Genomic DNA, 19,487 nt, shown 5'->3' with positions numbered 1-19,487 from the left:
GGTTCAGTTCAGGCCGACGGCGACGCTCGCGAGGCCCAGGGCGGCGTGGGCGAGGGTCACCCCGGCGAGGGTGCGGTGCCGCGCGTAGAGCGCGCCGAAGAGCAGGCCGATGGCGAAGGTGAGGAGGGCGAATCCAAGCGAGACGTGCAGGTGGTAGACGCCGAAGAACGCCGAGGTGAGCGCGAGCGGGACGGCCCGGCCCGATCGGGGCAGGAAGCGCTCCAAGGAGGTCTGGATCACGCCGCGCGCGACGAACTCCTGGAGCAGGCAGTGGGGCGCATAGAGGACGAAGAAGAGCGCCCGCGAGGTCGCGTCGTAATCGGCGATCGATCCCCAGGTGACGAGGGGCTCGCCGCGCGTCCACGCGCCGAGCCGCAGCGCGAAGCAGGCGGCCGCGAGGGCGAGCGCGACGGCCAGCGACTCCGCCAGGCTGCTGCGCAGGCCGGCCGTGGTCACGCCCATCCGCGAGAGCGGCAGCGACTGGCGGCGCACGTACCACGCGACGGGGACGAGGAGGGCGAGCAGAAGCCCCCAAGAATAGGCCATGTGCTGGGCGGGGGGCAGCCCAGGGGTCACCGTTCGCTGGACCACCCGCGCCATGAGGAGGAGCGCCGCGGCGAGGGCGATGAAGGAGGTGATCTCGCGGCGGAGCTTTCGCGCAGGGGCCCCACACACGGGTTCGAGGCTGCGTTCGCGCAGCCCGGGAGCGATGGTTGCCGGAGCGTCGATGGCCATGCCGGCTCGCTGAGCAGCGGATGTGCCACGCGGCGATCGGCGGCGAAGGACGCTGTCGGCCGGCGGACGAGGTGCGTGAAGGCGGCGCGAATTGAGCCGATACGGCACAATCCGATGGCGCATTCGCCCGGGTGGTCCCGGCCGGCGCCCGGTGCGCGGTGCGCGGGCGTGTGTCCGAGATCACCGGAACCGCGCGTGGCGCGCACCGGGACCGCTCTCGGCGCGGCCCTCGCCGGGTGCCTGGCGGCGAGCGCGCGGCGCCGGCGCGCTTCGCTGGCTCAGCCCTTCACGGCCTGCAAGGTGTAGCTCGCGGCCAGCCGCTCCGGCCTTTCGCGGAGCCGCCATTCGCCGCGCTCGTCTTTCACCATGCCGTCTCCGAGCGGGTTCCAGGGGACCGAATCGTGCTCGGTGAGCGCGGTCAACCGCAGGTTCGCCCCGAGGAGCGCGGTGACGATCTCGCCGAGGCCGTGGTTGAAGCTGATGCTGTCCGGCGCGGCGAGCTCTCCCTCGTGGGACACGTAGGTCTGCTTCTCGTGGAACAGCGTCCCGCCCGCGACCTCGAAGTAGGGATATTCCACGACCAGGAGGCCGTCCGGGCGCGGATCGGCGAGCGACCAGAGCATCGGATGGCCCTCGCGCACGAACAGGCGGCCGCCGGGCTTCAGCAGCGCCGCGACCGTGGCGGCCCAGCGCTGGATGTCGTCCAGCCAGCACAGCGCGCCGACGCCCGTGTACACGACGTCGAAGCGCTCGGGGCCCAGCGCCGCCACCGCGTCGTAGACGGTGCTGCACACGTACTCGATGTCGGCGCCGCACTCCGCGGCGAGCCGCCGCGCCACGGCCAGCGCGGGCTCGGAGAAATCGAGCCCGGTCATGCGCGCCCCCAGCCGGGCGAGCGACAGCGTGTCCGTGCCGATGTGGCACTGCAGATGGACGACGTCGAGGCCGCGCACGTCGCCGAGGCGCGCGCGATCGAACTCGACCACGCCCGAGAGCCACCGCGGGTCCTCGCGAAACCTGTGGAGCTCATAGCCTCGCTCGTGGTGCGGCACGCGGCTGTTCCAGTTCGCGAGGTTGATCGCCACGTAATCGCGTCCGTGAGAGCTCATGGCGAAAGGATACACCGCGCTTCGTCTCTCGTCCCCGTCGCTCGTCCCCGTCTCTCGTCCCCGTCTCTCGTGCTCGTGCGCGTGCGCGTTGACTCCGGGAAATCGCGCACGCGCACGCGCACGAAGGATGAGCACGGAGGACGAGAGACGAAGCACAGAGGACGAGAGACGAGGCACGGAAGCGGTCTGCATTGAACCCGAGCGAAAACCGCTCTGGGCCCCGTCCGGCAACCCCGTCGAGCTCCGGCAGCCCGCTCATTGAGGTCTGCTCCGCCAGGCACGTCGTCTGGCGGCCATCGGGTTCCTGGGGAGACCGCCTCAGGCCAGCAAGCCTCCCCCGGCCTCATGTAGTGACAGGTATCACCCCCGCTGGCTCGCCCCCTCCAGCGCGCCCCTCCGGCTCCCGCGGTCCAGCGAGACGCCCTGGGTTCGGCTATCCTGGCGTCCGATGCGCGCACGCCCGTCGCCGCCCTTGGTCCTGCCCGCCCCCGCCGCGACCGCGCGCGAGGCGCGCTCTTCCGGCGCCGTGGCCGCCTTCGATCGCGCCTCGAGGCGACGCCCGCGGGCTCCGGGCCCTGGCCGAGCGCGGCCGCGAGGCGCTGCGGCTCGCCCCACGGGCGGCGCGGCGCGGTAGAACGTGCGGAAGTGAGCAAGGAGAGAGACGTGGCCGGCGCGATGTCCCCCCGGAAGGATGCGCAGAACGACGCGCAGCATGCCCTGGAGCTCGCGGTGTTCGCCGGGGGCCGCGTGACCCGGCACCCGCTGCCGGCCGAGGGCCGGGTGTCGCTCGGCCGATCGAAGGAAAACGACGTCCAGATCGACGAGAGCTCCGTCTCGCGCCGCCACGCGATCATCCACCTCGGCGCCCGGCTCGCCATCGAGGACCTCGGCAGCGCGAACGGGACCCGCCTCCGGCGCGAGCGCAGCGCCGGGCCGACGACAAAGCTGCTCGAGCTCCAGCTCGAGCCAGGCAAGACGACGGAGCTCGCGGTCGGGGACGCGGTCAACCTGGGCTCGACCCTGATCGTGATCCTGCCGCGCGAGGGCGCCGCGAGCGCCGCCGCCGGCCAGGCGCCGGGCGCGCCCATCGTGCGCGACCCGGCCATGCAGCGGCTCTACGCGCTCGCCGAGCGCGTGGCCGCGTCGCCCCTCAGCGTGCTCCTGCTCGGCGAGACCGGCGCCGGCAAGGAGGTGCTCGCCGAGCACATCCACCGGCGATCGCCGCGCGCGCACGGGCCGTTCCTGCGCCTCAACTGCGCGGCGCTCGCCGAGTCGCTCCTCGAGAGCGAGCTCTTCGGCCACGAGAAAGGCGCCTTCACGAGCGCCGGCCAGGCGAAGCCGGGGCTGCTCGAGACCGCCGAAAAGGGCACCGTGATGCTCGACGAGGTCGGCGAGCTCCCCCCCGGCATCCAGGTGAAGCTGCTGCGCGTGCTCGAGGACCGGAAGGTGATGCGCGTCGGGGGGCTGAGCCCGCGGCCCATCGACGTCCGCTTCATCTCGGCCACGAACCGGGACCTGACCGCCGAGGTGAAGCGCGGCGCCTTCCGCGAAGATCTCTTCTTCCGGCTCAACGGCATCGCCCTGACGATCCCGCCGCTCCGCGCGCGCGTCTCCGAGATCGCGCCGCTCGCGCGCGCGATCGCCGAGCGGACCGCCGGCGCGCTCGGGCGCCGGGCGCCGGCGCTCGCCCCCGAGACGCTCGCCGCGCTGGAGGCGCACCGCTGGCCCGGCAACATCCGCGAGCTGCGCAACGTCATCGAGCGCGCCGTCGTGCTCGCCGGCGGGGACACGCTGCTGCCGGAGCACCTCCTGCTCGACGTCTCCGCGCCGCCGCCGCTCGTCGATACGCGCACCCCGACGTCCCTCGAGGCGCACCCGGCCGAGGTCGCCGCGCCCGCCGGTTTCCTCCCCGGCGGTCCCCCCCTCTCCCCCGGTCCCCTCCCCCCGGACGCTCCCCGATCGGCCGAGGCCGCGGGCGGCCTGCGCGGCGAGCTCGACGCGATCGAGCGGCGCCGCATCGTCGACGCGCTGGAGCAGTGCGCCGGCAACCAGACGCAGGCCGCGGCGCTCCTCGGCATGCCCCGCCGCACCTTCGTCGCCCGGCTGAGCGCCTACGGCATCCCGCGGCCGCGCAAGGGCAAAGCCAAGGGCTGACGCGGCCGGCGCCGCCCGCCGGCGAGGGCCCGCGTCGAGCCGCGCAGGCGCCGCGCCAGGGGGCGCTTCATCCCGCCGGTCAATGCCTCACTGCGAGCCAGCGAGCTTCAGCACCTCGACCCGCTCGACCTCGGTCGGCTCGCGATGGCAATCCTTGCCGGCGTTCTGCAGGGCGGCGAGCTGGTGGTCGAGATCCTTGGGATCCACGCTCTGGCAGCCCTCCGAGAAATCGGAGCACTCGGCCACCGACAGCGCCGTCCCGGACACGAAACGGCAATCCGGATCCTCGGGCCGGTATTTCAGGAACGGCGTGGCCTCCGCGAGGAGGCACGCCGAATCCGACGGCACATTCGCCTTCTTGCAGCGCGCGGACGCGACGCGGGCCACCCGGCGCAGCTCCTCTGCGGGATAGACGCGGCCCCGGGGCCCCGCAGAGCGCGCCATCGCGTCGCTCTGCGCCGGCGCCGGCACGCCCGCCGCCGGCACGCCGTCCGCCGGCGCGCGCGCGCCGTCCGGCAGCGACGGAGATAGCGGCGACGAGGAAGCGCACCCGCAGGCGAGGAGCACGGCAATGGTATTGAAAAGAATTCCCCCAACCTTCATGGGGATCTCATATCACACCTTGTCGCTCGCTCGCAATGCAGAGTTCTTGCCCATCCAACCGACGCCGAGGCGTCGTCCGGCGTCGTCCGGCGTCGTCCGGCGTCGTCCGGCGTCGGTTCCCGGTTCCGCCGGCAATGCGTCTCCGATTGAAGAATTGCAGCGCAAGCGCCCCCGCGCGGGGCGCAGCGCTGTCGCGATGTTCAGCGATTGCGCCGCTCGCCCTCGCCGTCACGCGCGCTCGGGCGCGTCGCCGAGCCGCTCCCGCGCGAGCGCGAGCGTCGTCCGGTTCTCCGGGACCTCCTCGAGGAAGCTCTTCCGGTAGGCCGGGTCCGGGATCGTCCCGGCGATGCGGAGCAGGCGATCCCGCGCCGCGGCGAGCGCCGCCTCGGCCGCGCCGCGGCGCCCCACCGCGTCGAGGCACGCGACGTGCGCGAGCCGGATCCGGAGGCGATCAGCGCCTCGCCATGGCGAGCTCGCAGCGCAGCCCGAGCAGGGCGAGCTCGACGTCGGCCGGCGCCTCGCCCGCGAGCCCCCGGTCGAGGCGCGCGAGCGCCGCCTCGACGTCGCCGCTGCGGTGGGCGATCTCGGCGGCGCGCAGCCAGTAGCGCGACGCCCGCGCGCGCTCGCCGCCCTTGTCGAGGTGCTCGGCCAGGACCAGCGGGTCCGCCTCACCGCGCTCCTCCAGCCAGCGCCCGGCCAGCCGGTGCCCGAGGGCGCGATCCTCGTCGCCGAGCATGGCGTACGCCCCCTGCCGCAGGAGCGCGTGCCGGAACCCGAACTCCTCCTCGCCGGGAAACCGGCTCACCGGCCGTCGCACGAGCAGCTCCGCGCCGGCGAGGATCGCGAGCCCGTCCCGCGCCGGCGCGCCCACGAGCGCCTCGACGCCCGAGGCCCAGCACGCCTCGCCGAACACGCTCGCCGCCCGGAGGAGCAGCCGCGCCTCGGGCCCCAGCGCGTCGAGCCGCGACTGCACCATCGCCACCACGGTCTCGGGCAGCGCCTCGCCGCGGCCCTCCGCCGCCGCGCGGATGAGCTCCTCGAGGTAGAACCCGTTGCCGTCGGCGAGCGCCACGAGCCGGTCGAGGGTCTCCTGGGGCACGCCCTCGCCGAGCGCGAGCCGCGCGAGCCGCTCGCACGCCTTCTTGCCGAGGTCCTTCAGCCGCAGCTCGTGCACGCTCCGCTCCGCCCAGAGCCGGGGGAACAGGACCGTGACCTCCGGCCGCGCGAGCGCGAGGACGAACAGCGGCTCGTCGGCGAGGTGCCGCAGCGCCGCGTCGACGAGCCGCATGGTCTCGGGGTCGCCCCAGTGCAGGTCCTCGAGCACCAGCACGACCGGCCCCTCCGCGCACGCGGCCCGGACGAGCGCGAGGAAGGCGCGCTGCACCTGCTCGGCCATGATCTGCGCGTCGCGCCGCGCGGCCCGGAGCAGGGAGCCCTCGCCGTCCGGGAACGGCGCGCCGATGAGCTCCCCGACGAACGCCGCGGTCCGGGGCCGCTCCGCCTCCGGCACCCGCCGCGCGACCCGCGCGAGCACCTTGTCCCGCCGCGCCGCGAGCGCGTCGCCCTCCACGATGCCGCACGCCCCCTGGATCGCGCCGGCGAGCAGCCCGTACGGCGAGCCCGCCCGCAGCGGGTCGCCGCGGCCGGTCCAGGTCGACGCCCGCGGGGCGCGCTCGGCCACCCGCCGCAGGAACTCCTGCGCGAGGCGCGACTTGCCCACGCCGGGCGGCGCGATCACCAGGACCGCCCGCGCCGAGGGCTCGTCGACGCACGCCTCGAACGCCGCCTCGAGCATGCGGAGCTCGCCGTCGCGCCCGACGCACGGCGTGGGCTTGCCGAGCAGCGTCCGCCCACCGCCGGCGCTCGAGCGCTCGCCGACCAGGAAGAAGTGATCCTCGTGCTCGCGCACGTCGAACCGCGCGTCGATGAGCCCCACGAGGCCCTCGTCGATCGCGATCGGCCGCGCGTCGCCCGGGCCGGCCGGGCCGCGCGCCGAGATGAGCCGCGCCGCCCGGTCGATCGCGTCGCGCAGGAGGCGCATCCGCCCCGCGGCGGCGCTCCACCCGAGCGCGAGCGCCATGGGCCGGTCGGGGGTCTGCCGGCGCAGCGCGAGCGCCACCCGCGCGGCCTGCCACGCCAGGTCCGTCGCCGCGCCCTGCCCGGCCATGGTCAGCACCGCCGCCCCGCCCGGCAGCGGCTCGACGCGCGCGCCCCACGCCGACGCCTCCTCGACGAGCTGGCTCGGCACGGTCGCGATCTCGGTCGCGACGTCCGCGAAGGCGGCCGCGTCGATGGCGCCGATGAGGAGCACCGCGACGGACCGGCGCTCCGTCGCGGTCAGCGCCCCGGGCCGGGACGGCGCCGGGCCGCGCGCGCTCGCGGGGGCGTGCTCGCCGCGCTGGATCGCGAGGAGCGCCTCCGCCGCCTCCCGGCCGTCGCGCGGCCGGGCGTCCGGTCGCTTCGAGAGCATCCGCGCGCACAGCGCCGCGATCGGCTCCGGCACGTCGCTCCGCACGTCCCGCAGCCGCGGCGGGTCGGCGAAGAGGACCTTGGCCAGGATCGACATGAAGTGATCCCCGCCGAACGCGGCCTCGCCGGTGAGGCACTCGAAGAGGAGGCAGCCGAGCGCGAACACGTCCGCGCGCGCGTCCACCACGTCCTCGCTGCGCGCCTGCTCCGGCGCCATGTACGCGGGCGTCCCGATCACGACCCCGCTCTGGGTCATGCGCGTCCCGCCCGCCCAGGCGACGCCGAAGTCGAGCAGCCGCACGTCGCGGGAGCCCTCCCCGACAAGGAACACGTTGCTCGGCTTGAGGTCGCGGTGGACGACCCCGCGGGCGTGCGCCGCGCCGAGCGCCTCCGCCACGCAGCGCGCGACCTCCACGCCCTCGTCCACGCCGAGCGGCCCGCGCCCGAGCCGGCGCGAGAGGTCCTCGCCCTCGAGCCACTCCATCGCGAGGTACAGGGCGCCCGACGGGAGCGAGCCGTGCGCCACGTGCCGCACGATCCCGGGGTGCTCGAGGCCCTCGAGCAGCCGCGCCTCGCGCAGGAACCGCGGCGCGTCGGCGCCGCTCGCGGCGCGCAGGAGCTTGACGGCGACGGGGGCCCCGCGCTGGAGATCCGTGGCGCGGTAGACCTCTCCCATCCCGCCGGTGCCCGCCTGGGCCTCGAGCACGAAACGCCCTGCCACGAGGTCGCCAGGCCGCATCGGGCGACGAGGGTACGTCCGCGCTCCGGGGCTGTCGAGCGCGCGCGGCGCCGGGCGGGGCTCGCGCCGGCGCCGCTTGCGCAAGGCCTGCTCAAGTCGAGCGGGGGTGACGCGACCTGCGGCGCCGGGGCGCGAGGGCTCCCCGGGTATGGCCCGGATCGCCGCGTCCTCGCCGTGGCACGACGCATGCTCATGCTCAGAGGAGAATCGCCGCGCGGAGCCGATGTCCCGGCAGAGGGGCGCGCAGGCAACCCTCGACAAGGAGCTTCATCATGATACGTGCATGGTTTGCTTCGCTGGGCGGATAGGATTCGGACGTTCCATCCACGAGACGAGGAGATCATCGAACCATGAGCACTGGATCGGGCACGGGCGAGCTGGATATCAAGAGGGGAGACCTCTTGTCGAAGGAGCCGGACGAGCCGGAGCAGCCGGACCGAACGCAGATCCCTATCGACTCGAAGCTCCGCTTCATCGAGGCGCTGACCGAGAGCCCGCTCCTCCAGGTGGCCGTCACGGGGTCGAACCCTCCCCCCGGATACGCGGCGAAGGCCGAGTACTGGTCGAGGCGCGGCCCCCTGAAGACGAGCGCGATCATCCTGGAGTCGATCGGGTTCACGAACCGCTCGGGATCGGCCGGGTACCCGAAGGAGTTCCATGACTGGCTCGCCGGGGGCAGCGTCCTCGCGACCGCTCAGGAGGTGTCGGCGCAGCAGTGGATCCAGGGCGTCTACCAGCCGACCTCTCCGAACAGCGCGCTCTATTGGGCCCTCGATCCGGACGCGCCGAGCACGCGCCGGATCGGCCTCCTCGTGGAGCTCGGGAGCGCCGGCGAGCTGCTCAACGTGATCTGGTACAAGGCGAAGCAGCCCACGGGCGGCCTGATCTTCCAGAAGGCCCCGAGCAGGCTGACCTTCACGCGGGTGGTCGTGGGAGAAATGAAGAAGCCGTCGACCGATCCGTACGACATCGACGCTCAGAGCACCTGGTACCACTACCGTGGCGAGATGAGATCCGCGTGAGCGGCCCGCGCGCCGTCCGCCTCGCCCGGGCCGCCGCGGCGGCGCGCCCGGACAGGCCTCCTGCGCAGGGCGGCGGCGGGCCGCTCACCGCGGCGCCGAGCGCGCCAGCCTGAACCCGATCCCCCCGAAGCGATCCCCGGGCTTGCCCGCGAAGCGCCCGGCCGCGCGGCAGAGGTTCGGCGACGTCGACCACGCGCCGCCCCGCGCCGCGCGGAAATCCGGGTCGCCGTCGTCGGCCGGATCGAGCAGCACGACTCCCGCCTCGGTCCGCGTCCCCTCGCGCTTCCACGCGTTGATGCACCAGTCCCGCACGTTGCCCGCCGCGCCGCGCAGGCCATAAGGGCTCTCGTCCAGCGGGAAGTCGTCGACCGGGCGGCGGCCGGCGACGCCCTCGTGGCTGCCCAGCATGCACCCCCAGGTCGGCTCCAGGAAATCCCCCCAGGGCATGCAGCGGCCGTCGACGCCCCGCGCCGCCTTCTCCCATTCGAGCTCGTTCAGGAGGCGCCACGGCGCGCCGGTCTCGGCGGCGTACCAGGCGGCGTAGCGCATCGCCGCCCGCCAGTGGACGAAGGCGACCGGCATCCGCGGCTCCTCCTGGACGTCGGTCGGGATGAGCCCGAGCCGGAAGCGGCCGTCGTCGCCCCGCTCGAACCGGAGCGAGTCCGGGCCCGCGTCCGAGGCGGCGCGGCCCAGCGAGAGGCGCGGGCAGCACTCGAGCGCCTCGGCCTCGCGCCCGCTCGCCACGAGCGCGTTGAGGAAGGCGAGGTACTCGGCGTTGGTGACCGGGTGCCTCCGGACGATGAAGCCGTCGCACCAGAGCCGGCGCCGAGGGAGGCTGTCGCCCGCGTCGGGATCGCCGCCGGAGACGAACCAGCCGGCCGGCACGTAGAGGTCGTCCTCGCCGAGCTCGCCGAGCCGGAGGAGGCGGACCGGGCGCGGCCCTCCCCCGCCGGGCCGGACGCCGTCCCAGGGGCGCCCGCGCTCGATGAGCACGGGATAGCAGGCCTCGTGGTGCCCCGGCGCGCGCAGCTTCAGGAGGTAGCTCCCGCGCGGGAGCGCCACCCCGCGGAGCGGCGTGGGGCCGAGCTCGCGCGCGCGCTCGGGCACGAGCCGGCGGTCGCGCTCGACATAGCGGTGGAGCGAGACCTCCGCCCCCTCGGGCTCGGTCGACAGCCAGAGCGCCCCGTCGCCGGCGAGCAGCACCGCGTGGCGGCCGCGGTCGTGCTGCCGGAGGAGCGCCTCGGCGCGCGCCGCGCCCCGGGCGTCCCGCGCCTGCTCGGCCTCGATGAGCTCCTCGGCGTGGTGGTCGGCCAGCGCCTCGTGCGCCTCGCGGAGATCCGGCGCCTCGTTCAGCGCCGCGCGGAGGAGCTGCATCCACTCGACCTGGCCGAGCGACGCCTCCCGCTCGAGGTGCTCCGCCTCGTCCTCGAGCCGCCACCCGCGCGCCTTCTGCTCGGCGGGATCGAACGAGCGCAGGCCGTCGAGGAGGGCCCGCGCCTCGGCGCGCAGCGCCCGCGCGCGCGCCCGGATGGCCTCGATCTCCGGCTGGATCGCGCGCGCCTTGTCCACGATCGCGAGCGCGCGCTCGCGGCGCCGGGCGCCGTCGAGCCAGCTCCGGACGTCGGCGGCGAGCGCGGCCGCGTCGGGGTAGCGAGCCTCCGGAGCGAGCGCCATCGCGCGGGCGCAGATGGCCGCGAGCTCCGCGGGCACCTCGTGGGGGGCGCGCTCTTCGACCGGCGTGAGCCCGCCGCTGAGGAGCGCGCTCCAGACCGCGGCGAGCTGGCCGCCGTAGGGGTGGCGCCCGGCGAGGATCTCGTAGAGCACGACGCCGAGCGCGTAGACGTCGCTCGCCGCGCCGAGGCGATCGCCCTCGCCGCGCGCCTGCTCCGGCGCCATGTAGAGGAGCGTGCCCAGCACCTCGCCGGGCTGCGTGAGCGGGGCCGCTTCGAGGACGTCCGCCGCGCCGGCGGCCCCGGGCGAGGCGTGGAGCGGCGCGGCGGGCCGCGCGAGCCCCCAGTCCATCACGAGGACCTCGCCGAACTCGCCGATCATCACGTTGGCCGGCTTGAGATCGCGGTGCATCACGCCGCGGCTGTGCGCGTAGGCCACGGCCTCGCAGACGCGGAGGAACGTGTCGACCGCCCGCCGCAGCGCCACCGGCGACAGGCTCCCGCCGCCGGCCGCGTACAGGTCGGCGAGCACGTCGCCCAGGGTGCGCCCGCGCACCTCCTTCATCGTGAACCACAGCCGCCCGTCGGCGAGCGCGCCGCAGTCGTGCACGGGCACGATCCCCGGGTGCTGGAGCGCCGCGGTCAGCCGCGCCTCGGCGAGGAAGCGGGCGCGATCGAGCGTCGCGTCGCGCGCCTCGGACGACTGGATCTTCATCGCGAGCACGCGCCCCATGATCTGGTCGCGCACGCGGCGCACCTCGCCCATGCCCCCGCGCCCGATGCAGCCGAGGTCCTCGTAGCGCTCCTCCGCGGCGAGGGGCTCGGGCGCCGCGACGGAGACGGGCGGTGGCTCGGGCGCCGAGGCCGGGGACACGCGCAGCCTGAACGTGACGTCCGACGCGGCGCCGGCCGGCGGCGCGTCGCCCGACTCGTCCGGGCTCGCCGCTCCGCGCGCGGGCAGCGTCAGCTCCATCTGCTCGCGCTCGCTGCGGTTCATGATCCGTCCACTCCGCGGCCCCCGCCCGGGAAGCGCTCCGGGCCGAGGTCCGCGCCGACCCTATCGTCGAGGCGCGCAGGCCTCAAGCCGAGAGGGGCTGTCGGCGCGGCGGGCGGCGGCCCCTGGTCAGCCCGGATCCTGCAGAGCTTGGTACGGGCTCGAGTCGAGGGGCAGCTCCAGGATGAACGTGGTCCCGCGCTCGGCGTCGCTCTCCAGCCTCACCCTCCCGCCGTGCGCCTCGGCGCACCCGCGCAGGAACGCGAGGCCGAGCCCCCACCCGCGCGGCACCGCCTCGGACGCGCCGGCCCGGAAGAACGGCACAAACACGCGAGCCTGATCGTCGGACGGGATCGCCGGGCCCTCGTTGCGCACCGCCACGACGGCGAGCTCCGGCGCCGCCTCGACCGTGATGGCGACCGGCGCCCCCCGCGCCCCGTGCTGGAGCGCGTTGCTCACCAGGATCCCGATCGCGCGGCGCAGCTCCTCCTCGCCCCAGATCCCCCGGACGCACGCCTCCCCCTGGACCACGAGGTGCTGATCGTGGAAGGCCGAGAGGTCGTCGGCGACCTCGCGGGCAATCGCGGCGAGATCGCACGCGCCGAGCGAGAGCGGCAGCCTGTGGCCAGCCTGGAGCCGCTGCACGTCCCGGAGGACGCGGATCATCTCGTCCATGCGCCTCAGGCTGCGGACGATCCGGCCGGCGAGCCGCTTCGTGTCGTGCTCCGCCCGGGCCAGCTCGAGGCTCTCCGCGTAGAACATCGCCGCGGTCAGCGGGCTCCGCAGGTCGTGGGTGATGCGCGACAGGACCTGCTCGCGGCGCCGCTCGAGCTCGGCCCCCTGGGCGCGCGCCGCGGCCTGCTCGGTGGTGTCGAGGATCTGCACGAGCAGCCCCCGCGGGCGCGCCTGCTCGTCGAGGAGCGGCGCGGCGATCGCGGTGCCGTGGAACGCCCTCCCCCCGGGGGGCGCGAACGCGATGTCCGCCGCGACGTCGGTGACGCCGTCCCGGATCACGCGATCGAGCAGCGCCGCCAGGCCTTCCGCCTGCCGAAACAGACGGGCGAGGGGACCCCCCGAGAGCTCGCCGAGCGGCAGGGCGGAGAGCCCGCAGAACGCCGGGTTTGCGTAGAGGACGAGGTGCTGTTCCCTCGCGGTCAAGACCGTGGGGAGCCGAGACCGCTCGACCGCAGGCCGGTGCTGGCGTGCGAGGTCCACGTCGGCGGCGTCAGCCATCGGCGTCCCCTCCCGCCGCGCAGCGCGCGCCGGGCGCATCGTCCGCGCGGGGGATGGCCGCGTCGAGGGCTTGCGTCGCGTGGCTCGTCATCTCCACGCCAGCACATCTACTACGGAAGTGCGCGACGGGAAGCGTGGGTTAGACCGGACGAACGCTCGTCCGGACTCGAGGATGGCAGCCTCGACAGTGGTGTTCTGCCGAGCTCGCCAGAGGGCGCCAGGCGAGCGGGTCAGCGAGCGTTGGAGTCGGAGGCGGGCAGAATCAGCTGCGCATCGCGGCGGTCGCCTGCGGCCGCAGCGCCGGGCGCGGCCGCTTGGCGACCTCGGCTTTCCGGGGCACCGAGGGCCGGGCGTCGGCCCTCCAGGGCTGGAAGCGCTCGTCTTTCCACATCAGGAGGCCGCCCGACAGGGGCGCGTCGGGGGCCGCGCCGTCCTCGGAGCGCAGCCAGACGAGCGGGCGCGCCTCGAAGACCGGCGTCGTGCACGCGATGTCCTCGAACGCCGCCGACCAGGAGCCGGTGTTCCCGAAGAACACCCCGCCTTCCCAGCTGCCCTCCGGGTTGTGGGTGTGCCCGAAGACCACGGCCTTCGCGCGGTGCGCCCGGGCCACGAGCCGCGCCGCCCGGTTCACGCCCTGCCAGACCGCGTCGAGCGTGGGCTTCGGGACCGCGCACTCGTAGGCGACGAGGAGCGTCGGGGCGAGCAGGGTCGCCGGCGCGAGCCCCTCCGGCATCCACCACAGGCACGCGAGCGTCGCGATGAGCCCGACGAGCACGAGGCCGAGCCGATCGAGCCAGAGCTCGCGGGCCACCCGGCCGAGGCAGTCCTCGGCGGGCCGCGCGAACAGCCGCGCGTGCTTCACCACCGCGGGGAACGTCGCGCCCGTCTCGCGGGCCGCGGCGGCCAGATCCGCGCGCCGGAGCGCGCGGCGGCACGGGTCGCGGCGGCGCACGAGCTCGAGCATCGTGCGCAGCGCGCCCACGGCGAACGCGAGCACGAGCGACCGGCCCGAGAACAGGTAGTACCGCGCCCAGTGGGAGAGATACCCGAAGCCGGAGAGCATGAACGACGAGTCGACGTGCGGGTTGAAGTACCCCATGCGCGACACGAGCAGGCGGCTCACGAGCGAGCCCATGGTCGGCTGGATCTCCCCCCGCCTGCGGCCGAACGGCGCCATCGGGTAGCGGTAAGAGCAGTACGAGTCGTACTGATTGCCGTGCTCGACGATGACGCCGTCGCGCGTGCGGTGGAACCAGGCGCGGAACACCACCCGCGCCTCGAGCGCCGCGCGGAGCTCCCGGGCGGCGCTCGCCGCGGGGGCGCCGTCGCGGGCGGCGAGCGCGTGCAGGGCGGCGTCGGCGATGCGCCGCCTCACCGCGTCGCGCACCTCGGGGAGCGTGAGCTGGATGTCGTGGTTGCCCGCCACGAACACCACCGTGTGCCCGTCCGCGACGACCCGGCCGACGGCCGCGACGAACACGGGGTGGTCGCGCAGGATGGCCTCCATCGCCGGCACCGCGTGCTCGGCGGTGCGCGGCAGGTCGTGGACCACGCTCTCGTTGTCGATCACGCGCGGCGCATCCAGGTCGAAGATGTCGCCGTTCAGGACCAGCGTGAGCTCGTCGCGCTGCGTGTGGAGCCCCCCGGAGCCGCCCGTCCCCTTCCGGATCTCTCCTCGGAGGGCGTCGAGCATCGCCGCGATCTCCCCGTCCGGGGAGTACGGCGCCTGCCGATAGCGCATCCAGAGACCGGCGGTCGGCTCGAGCTCACATAGATGGATGTCTGAGATAGCCACCGTGTGATGCATCGGCGGGGAAACTGACATATCCACATTTCCACGCCAGCCACGGGACCGTCAAGACTTGGTGTCATGGGCCGTGAGGGGCGCCCCGGCGGAGTTTGCCCGGAGCGTGAATCCACGGCCGATCGCGCGCTGCACACCTGTTCGCCACGGTGCATTCCTGTGAATGTCGCGAGCTCGCCACATGCGCTGTCGGGGCGCGGGGGCGCAACGTGCATTGAGAGCCACCTTCAGGAATTCTCATCAGGCGAGCGGATACCATCGGTCGTGGGTCCCTCGAGCCGGCCCCCACTCCGTTGGGGTCGCCCCCCGGGACGCGCGCGGATGCGGCGCGAGCGGCGGGCGGCCACGGCCTTGGCGGCGGGGCGGGCGGGCAGATCGGCGGCGGCGCTGGCGAGCCGGTCCGCTGGGGTGGGCGGGCTCGCTGCGCGGGCGGCTGGTACGGTGCACACTGGCGAGGCAAGGTGGACGCTCGCTAACCTGGCTGGACCGACGGCTGAGCTCGCGGGGCGTTCCGCGTGGAGAGGTGACCATGTCGACCCATTTCATCGACGGCTGCTGGGTGTCCGGCACGGGGGAGCCGTTCGCGAGCCGGAATCCCGTGACGCAGGCGCTCGTCTTCGAGGGGCGCGCCGCGGCCGAGGGGCAGGTGGACGCGGCCGTGCAGGCGGCGCGCGGCGCGTTCAGGGCGTGGCGCGACGGCGGCGCGGAGGCGCGGGTGTCGCTGGTGAAGCGGTTCGCCGGGCTGCTGGGCGAGCACAAGGCCCGGCTCGCCGACGTGATCGGGCTCGAGACCGGCAAGCCGCGCTGGGAGGCGCTCACCGAGGTCCAGACGATGATCGGCAAGGTCGACGTGTCGCTCATGGCCTTCCGGGAGCGGACGGGCGAGCGGCAGGCCGAGGCGGGCGACGCGACGGCCGTGGTGCGGCACCGGCCGCACGGGGTGGTCGCGGTGTTCGGGCCCTACAACTTCCCGGGCCACCTGCCGAACGGCCACATCGTGCCGGCCCTGATCGCGGGCAACTGCGTGGTCTACAAGCCGTCGGAGCTCACGCCCAAGGTCGCGGAGGAGACCGCGCGGCTGTGGCAGGAGGCGGGCGTTCCGGCCGGGGTGCTCAACCTGGTTCAGGGAGGGAAGAGCACCGGGATCGCGCTCGCGGGTCACCCGGGCATCGACGGCCTCTTCTTCACGGGGAGCTCCGCGACGGGCAGCGCGCTGCACCGGCAGCTGGCAGGGCAGCCGGAGAAGATCCTCGCCCTGGAGATGGGGGGCAACAACCCGCTGATCGTTCAGGACGTCGCCAACACCGAGGCGGCGATTCACCATATCCTTCAATCGTCCTTCATCTCGGCGGGCCAGCGGTGCACGTGCGCGCGGCGGCTGCTCGTGCCGGCGACGCCGGAGGGCGACGCGCTCGTGGAGCGCCTGGTCGACGCGGCAGGGCGGCTCAAGGTGGGCAGGTACGACGACGCGGAGCAGCCGTTCATGGGCGCGGTGATCTCGCTCGCGGCCGCGGATCAGCTGCTCAAGGCGCAGGCGCGGCTGGTCTCGCTCGGGGGCGAGGCGCTGCTCGAGATGCGCCGGATCGAGGAGGGGACAGCGCTGCTCTCGCCCGGGATCATCGACGTGACCGCGATCGAGGAGCTGCCGGACGAAGAGTATTTCGGGCCGCTCTTGCAGGTGCAGCGCTACGAGCGCTTCGAGGAGGCGCTCTCGCTGGCGAACCGCACGCGCTACGGGCTCGCCGCGGGGCTGATCTCGGATCGCAGGGAGCTCTACGAGCAGTTCTGGCGGGAAGCCCGGGCGGGGATCGTCAACTGGAACAAGCCGCTCACGGGGGCGTCGAGCGCGGCGCCGTTCGGCGGGATCGGCAGCAGCGGGAACCACCGGCCGAGCGCGTATTACGCGGCGGACTACTGCGCTTATCCGGTCGCGGGGCTGGAGGCGGCGAGCGTGGCGCTGCCGGCACAGCTGGCGCCGGGGATGCGAGGGAAATAACTAGAGGGCAACGGCCGCCGGCGGGAGGGGAGGGTGCGCGCGGGGGGCGAGGGGGGCCCTTCCCGCGGACTCGCGCCTTGTGGTGGCTATGGCCATGAGGACGGGAGAGGGAGATCTGGGAGGGGGTCGCTGCGATGCGGGCCGGCGCTCGGATCCGCGGGGCCCTTCCCCCTCGCCCCCCGCGCGCACCCTCCCCTCCCGCCAGCGGCTCGAGGCGCTCCGTTGGAGGGGGAGAGGGGCGGTGAGCACCAGGGGGAGAAAGGCGCTCTGTCGAAGAACGGGTGAGGTCAGGAGGCGGAGCTCTGCGCGCCAAGCTCGACCGGCATGGCGGTGAGGCTGCGGATGCCGGGGTTCTGGCGGTAGGTCAGCGGGGCGGAGGAGAGCGCGGCGTTCGGGAAACGGCGAAGAAACGTGGAGATCGCGGCCTGGGCCTCCACCCGGGCAAGCGCGGCGCCGGCGCAGTAATGCACGCCGAGACCGAACGAGATGTGACGGATGTCCGTGCGGCGGAAGTCGAGCCGGTCAGGATCGGGGAACTGCGAGGGATCGCGGTTCGCCGCGCCGAGCACCAGGAAAGCGCGATCGCCCTTCGCGATGCGCACGCCGTCGAGCTCGATGTCGTCGAGGGCGACGCGGCTCATCCACTGGACCGGAGAGTCGTAACGGAGCAGCTCCTCCACCGCCGGGCCGATCAGCGCGGGAGTCTCGCGGAGCGCGTCGCGCTCGGCCGGGTGGAGGAGCAGCGCGAGCAGGCCATTGCCGATCAGGTTCTTCGTGGTCTCGTGGCCGCCGAAGAGCAACATGCAGCACGTCGAGAGCAGCTCCTGCTCGCCGAGGATCATCCCCTGCTCCTCCGCGACGAGGAGCTGGCTGAGCAGGTCGCTCCCGGGGCTCTGCCGCCGGGCCGCGATCACGCCGCGGAAATAGTCCTCCATCTCGGCGACGGCGCTCAGCGCGCCGCCCGCGATCTCGAGCGTCGGCCGGCCCGAGCCGAGGAACCCGCCGAGCGCGTTCGACCAGCCCTTCAGCCGGTGCCGATCCTGGGTGGGCACGCCGAGCACCTCGCCGATCACGAGCAGCGGCAGGACGTCGCCGAGGTCGCGGAGGACGTCGATCCGGCCCGTGGGCGCGACCGCGTCGAGCAGCTCGTTGACCAGCGCCTCCACCCGGGAGCGCAGCCCCTCGACGAGCCGCGGCACGAACGCCTTGTTGATGAGCGACCGGATGCGCGTGTGCTCCGGGGGATCGAGCAGCAAGGCCCACGACGCCAGGTTGCGGCGCAACGGCTCGAGCCGCTGGCGCACGTCCTCCGGCAGCTTCGTCACGAAGGCGCTGGAGCGCTTCGCCGAGAGGCGCGGGTCGCGGAAGCCCGCGGCGACCTGATCGTAGCGGGTGATGAGCCAGCCGTTGTAGGCCGCGCTGAAGTACACCGGCGCTTGCTCGCGCAGCTTCGCGTACACGGGGTACGGGTTCGCGAAGGTCTCCGGCGATTGAAGGCGAAACGGATCGAGATCAGCGTCCGCCGCTGGAGTGGCCGCAGGCGTCGCGTCGGGCTTCGGTGCGTCGGGCGAGTTCATTCGCCCAGGGTACGACGGCCGCGCCCGCTTGGGAACCGGCGCGGCCCGCGCCTGGCCGGGAGCCGGCGCCGGCCGCGCGGGGGCCGGCGCGGCCCGCGCGCGCCGAGCGCCCGCCCGGCCGGCGCACCGCGGGAGAGGCGGCCGGGGCCTGCCCGCGGCGCGGGAGGCGCTTCGCTAGGCCCAGAGCTTGATTCCACCGAGCAGGCCGGCGACGTTGTCGACCACGACGACGTTCTCGGGCAGCCGCGAGACGTCGAGCAGGCGCGCGTTGCCGCCGCCGAGGTAGAGCTTGCGGTAATTGAAGATCGGCTCGAGCTGCGCGATCATCTGGCGCACGCGCTTGTTCCAGCGCTTCGGGCCGATGCGCTTGCACTCGGCGTCGAACACGCGATCCTCGTACTTCAGGTCCCGCTTTCCATAGGGGTGGTGCCCGAGCTCGAGGTTCGGCACGTAGTGGCCGTCGATGTACAGGGCGCAGCCGAGCCCCGTGCCGAAGGTGAGCACCATCTCGAGCCCCCTGCCCTCGACGACGGCGAGCCCCTGGATGCCCGCGTCGTTGGCCACGCGCACGGGCTTCGCGAGGCGGCGCTCGACCGCCTCGGCGAGCGGGTAGCCTCTCCACTTCTCGTTGTCGAGGTGCGGCGCCGTCTTGGTCACGTTGTCCATCACCACGCCGGGGAAGCCGATCGAGACGCGATCGAACTCCCCCAGCGCGCGGGCCATCCCGTCGATGACGTCGAGGATGGGGTCCGGCGAGGCCGGCTGCGGCGTCGGCACGCGCATGGGATCCGCCATCGGAGTCCCCTGCTCGTCGAGGATGGTGCCCTTGATCCCCGTTCCGCCGATATCGATGCAAAGCGTGCGCATGGATTCCTCTGTCTCCTCCCGGAGCTCTTCCTCCGAGGCTGCCGCGGGCACGTCGGCGCGCCCGCGATCGCGGCGGACATCATCTGGAGCGCCGGCCGTGTGTCAACTGGAGCCGCAACATGACAGCCCGAGCGGCGCGAGCGCGCGCTCTCGCGACGCGTTGTTAACGATAACAATGGCTGGCGCCCGCCCCTGGAGAGGGAGCGGAGCACGCCGGGCGCCCCTGGGCCGCTGCCACGAGCACGGCCGAGACGCGCTGCGAGCGCAGGTACCGGCTCCAGCGCCCGGCTTTTTGACGCGACGCTCCGGCGGAGCCCCCGCCCGCCTCGTCCCGCCCCGGGGCTCGCGGAGCCCCGAGGGCCGGCCGATTTGTGGTTGACATGGGCCATGTGATCGTTAACATTTGATCCGAGCCGCATCCTTTTGCTTCGCCTTGGAGGGGTCCGCCAAGGCCTTCGCCCGCGATCGGCCTCGGCACCGATTCCGCTCGCTCGGCGTCGGGGGCGCGGTTGCGG

The 19,487-nt window shown here is 74.1% G+C and carries 13 protein-coding genes; 3 read left to right on the top strand and 10 right to left on the bottom strand.

Annotation, left to right across the window (positions count from 1 at the left end):
* Nucleotides 1-3: 3 nt before the first annotated feature.
* Both WMF20_RS04510 and WMF20_RS04505 read right to left on the bottom strand, forming a co-directional pair.
* Entirely contained in the window at nucleotides 4-675 is a 672-nt protein-coding gene (locus tag WMF20_RS04510) for a CPBP family intramembrane glutamic endopeptidase (RefSeq protein ID WP_437610985.1), read from the bottom strand.
* A gap of 338 nt (nucleotides 676-1,013) precedes the next feature.
* Nucleotides 1,014-1,844, bottom strand: a complete 831-nt coding sequence (locus WMF20_RS04505) for a class I SAM-dependent methyltransferase (RefSeq protein ID WP_437610983.1) — start codon at nucleotides 1,842-1,844, stop codon at nucleotides 1,014-1,016.
* 645 nt (nucleotides 1,845-2,489) lie between these two features.
* Between WMF20_RS04505 and WMF20_RS04500 the strand changes: the two genes are divergently transcribed.
* On the top strand, nucleotides 2,490-3,998 hold the full coding sequence (locus WMF20_RS04500; RefSeq protein ID WP_272827820.1) for a sigma 54-interacting transcriptional regulator: 1,509 nt from the start codon (nucleotides 2,490-2,492) through the stop codon (nucleotides 3,996-3,998).
* An 87-nt stretch (nucleotides 3,999-4,085) separates the two neighbouring features.
* On the opposite strand, the gene WMF20_RS04495 is transcribed toward WMF20_RS04500, so the two are convergent.
* The 3 genes from WMF20_RS04495 to WMF20_RS04485 form a co-directional block, all read right to left on the bottom strand.
* On the bottom strand, nucleotides 4,086-4,601 hold the full coding sequence (locus tag WMF20_RS04495; protein ID WP_437610981.1) for a hypothetical protein: 516 nt from the start codon (nucleotides 4,599-4,601) through the stop codon (nucleotides 4,086-4,088).
* A 228-nt stretch (nucleotides 4,602-4,829) separates the two neighbouring features.
* Complete coding sequence (locus WMF20_RS04490; protein WP_437610980.1) at nucleotides 4,830-5,009, bottom strand: hypothetical protein; 180 nt, start codon at nucleotides 5,007-5,009, stop codon at nucleotides 4,830-4,832.
* Nucleotides 5,010-5,052: 43 nt separating this feature from the next.
* Nucleotides 5,053-7,791 (bottom strand): protein kinase domain-containing protein, encoded by a 2,739-nt coding sequence (locus WMF20_RS04485; protein ID WP_437610979.1) that lies wholly within the window; start codon nucleotides 7,789-7,791, stop codon nucleotides 5,053-5,055.
* 368 nt (nucleotides 7,792-8,159) lie between these two features.
* Between WMF20_RS04485 and WMF20_RS04480 the strand changes: the two genes are divergently transcribed.
* On the top strand, nucleotides 8,160-8,831 hold the full coding sequence (locus WMF20_RS04480) for a hypothetical protein (protein WP_437610977.1): 672 nt from the start codon (nucleotides 8,160-8,162) through the stop codon (nucleotides 8,829-8,831).
* Nucleotides 8,832-8,915: 84 nt separating this feature from the next.
* Here the strand turns inward: WMF20_RS04480 and WMF20_RS04475 are convergent, their stop codons facing one another.
* From WMF20_RS04475 to WMF20_RS04465, 3 genes are all read right to left on the bottom strand, one after another.
* The gene (locus tag WMF20_RS04475; protein ID WP_437610975.1) at nucleotides 8,916-11,498 is read right to left on the bottom strand and encodes a bifunctional serine/threonine-protein kinase/formylglycine-generating enzyme family protein; all 2,583 of its coding nucleotides are present in this window, start codon (nucleotides 11,496-11,498) and stop codon (nucleotides 8,916-8,918) included.
* A 126-nt stretch (nucleotides 11,499-11,624) separates the two neighbouring features.
* Nucleotides 11,625-12,728 (bottom strand): ATP-binding protein, encoded by a 1,104-nt coding sequence (locus tag WMF20_RS04470; RefSeq protein ID WP_437610973.1) that lies wholly within the window; start codon nucleotides 12,726-12,728, stop codon nucleotides 11,625-11,627.
* A 262-nt stretch (nucleotides 12,729-12,990) separates the two neighbouring features.
* The gene (locus WMF20_RS04465) at nucleotides 12,991-14,523 is read right to left on the bottom strand and encodes a hypothetical protein (protein WP_437610972.1); all 1,533 of its coding nucleotides are present in this window, start codon (nucleotides 14,521-14,523) and stop codon (nucleotides 12,991-12,993) included.
* 538 nt (nucleotides 14,524-15,061) lie between these two features.
* Here WMF20_RS04465 and astD point away from each other — a divergent pair.
* Complete coding sequence (astD, locus tag WMF20_RS04460; protein WP_437610970.1) at nucleotides 15,062-16,528, top strand: succinylglutamate-semialdehyde dehydrogenase; 1,467 nt, start codon at nucleotides 15,062-15,064, stop codon at nucleotides 16,526-16,528.
* 287 nt (nucleotides 16,529-16,815) lie between these two features.
* Here astD and WMF20_RS04455 read toward each other — a convergent pair whose 3' ends face one another.
* Both WMF20_RS04455 and WMF20_RS04450 read right to left on the bottom strand, forming a co-directional pair.
* Complete coding sequence (locus tag WMF20_RS04455) at nucleotides 16,816-18,105, bottom strand: cytochrome P450 (RefSeq protein WP_437610968.1); 1,290 nt, start codon at nucleotides 18,103-18,105, stop codon at nucleotides 16,816-16,818.
* Nucleotides 18,106-18,279: 174 nt separating this feature from the next.
* Nucleotides 18,280-18,972 (bottom strand): ROK family protein, encoded by a 693-nt coding sequence (locus tag WMF20_RS04450; protein ID WP_129573155.1) that lies wholly within the window; start codon nucleotides 18,970-18,972, stop codon nucleotides 18,280-18,282.
* Nucleotides 18,973-19,487: the final 515 nt, after the last annotated feature.

Origin of the sequence: Sorangium sp. So ce834, assembly GCF_051521425.1 — a bacterium.
GTDB lineage: Bacteria > Myxococcota_A > Polyangia > Polyangiales > Polyangiaceae > Sorangium > Sorangium cellulosum_D.
Note: the sequence above shows the minus strand (reverse complement) of the source record. Positions and strands in the feature narration are given on the sequence as shown.

Coding starts and splice junctions, on each gene's coding strand:
- WMF20_RS04505 (WP_437610983.1), bottom strand. CDS start 1,844: ATGAGCTCTCACGGACGCGATTACGTGGCGATCAACCTCGCGAACTGG.
- WMF20_RS04495 (WP_437610981.1), bottom strand. CDS start 4,601: ATGAAGGTTGGGGGAATTCTTTTCAATACCATTGCCGTGCTCCTCGCC.
- WMF20_RS04480 (WP_437610977.1), top strand. CDS start 8,160: ATGAGCACTGGATCGGGCACGGGCGAGCTGGATATCAAGAGGGGAGAC.
- WMF20_RS04475 (WP_437610975.1), bottom strand. CDS start 11,498: ATGAACCGCAGCGAGCGCGAGCAGATGGAGCTGACGCTGCCCGCGCGC.
- WMF20_RS04470 (WP_437610973.1), bottom strand. CDS start 12,728: ATGGCTGACGCCGCCGACGTGGACCTCGCACGCCAGCACCGGCCTGCG.
- astD (WP_437610970.1), top strand. CDS start 15,062: ATGTCGACCCATTTCATCGACGGCTGCTGGGTGTCCGGCACGGGGGAG.
- WMF20_RS04455 (WP_437610968.1), bottom strand. CDS start 18,105: ATGAACTCGCCCGACGCACCGAAGCCCGACGCGACGCCTGCGGCCACT.
- WMF20_RS04450 (WP_129573155.1), bottom strand. CDS start 18,972: ATGCGCACGCTTTGCATCGATATCGGCGGAACGGGGATCAAGGGCACC.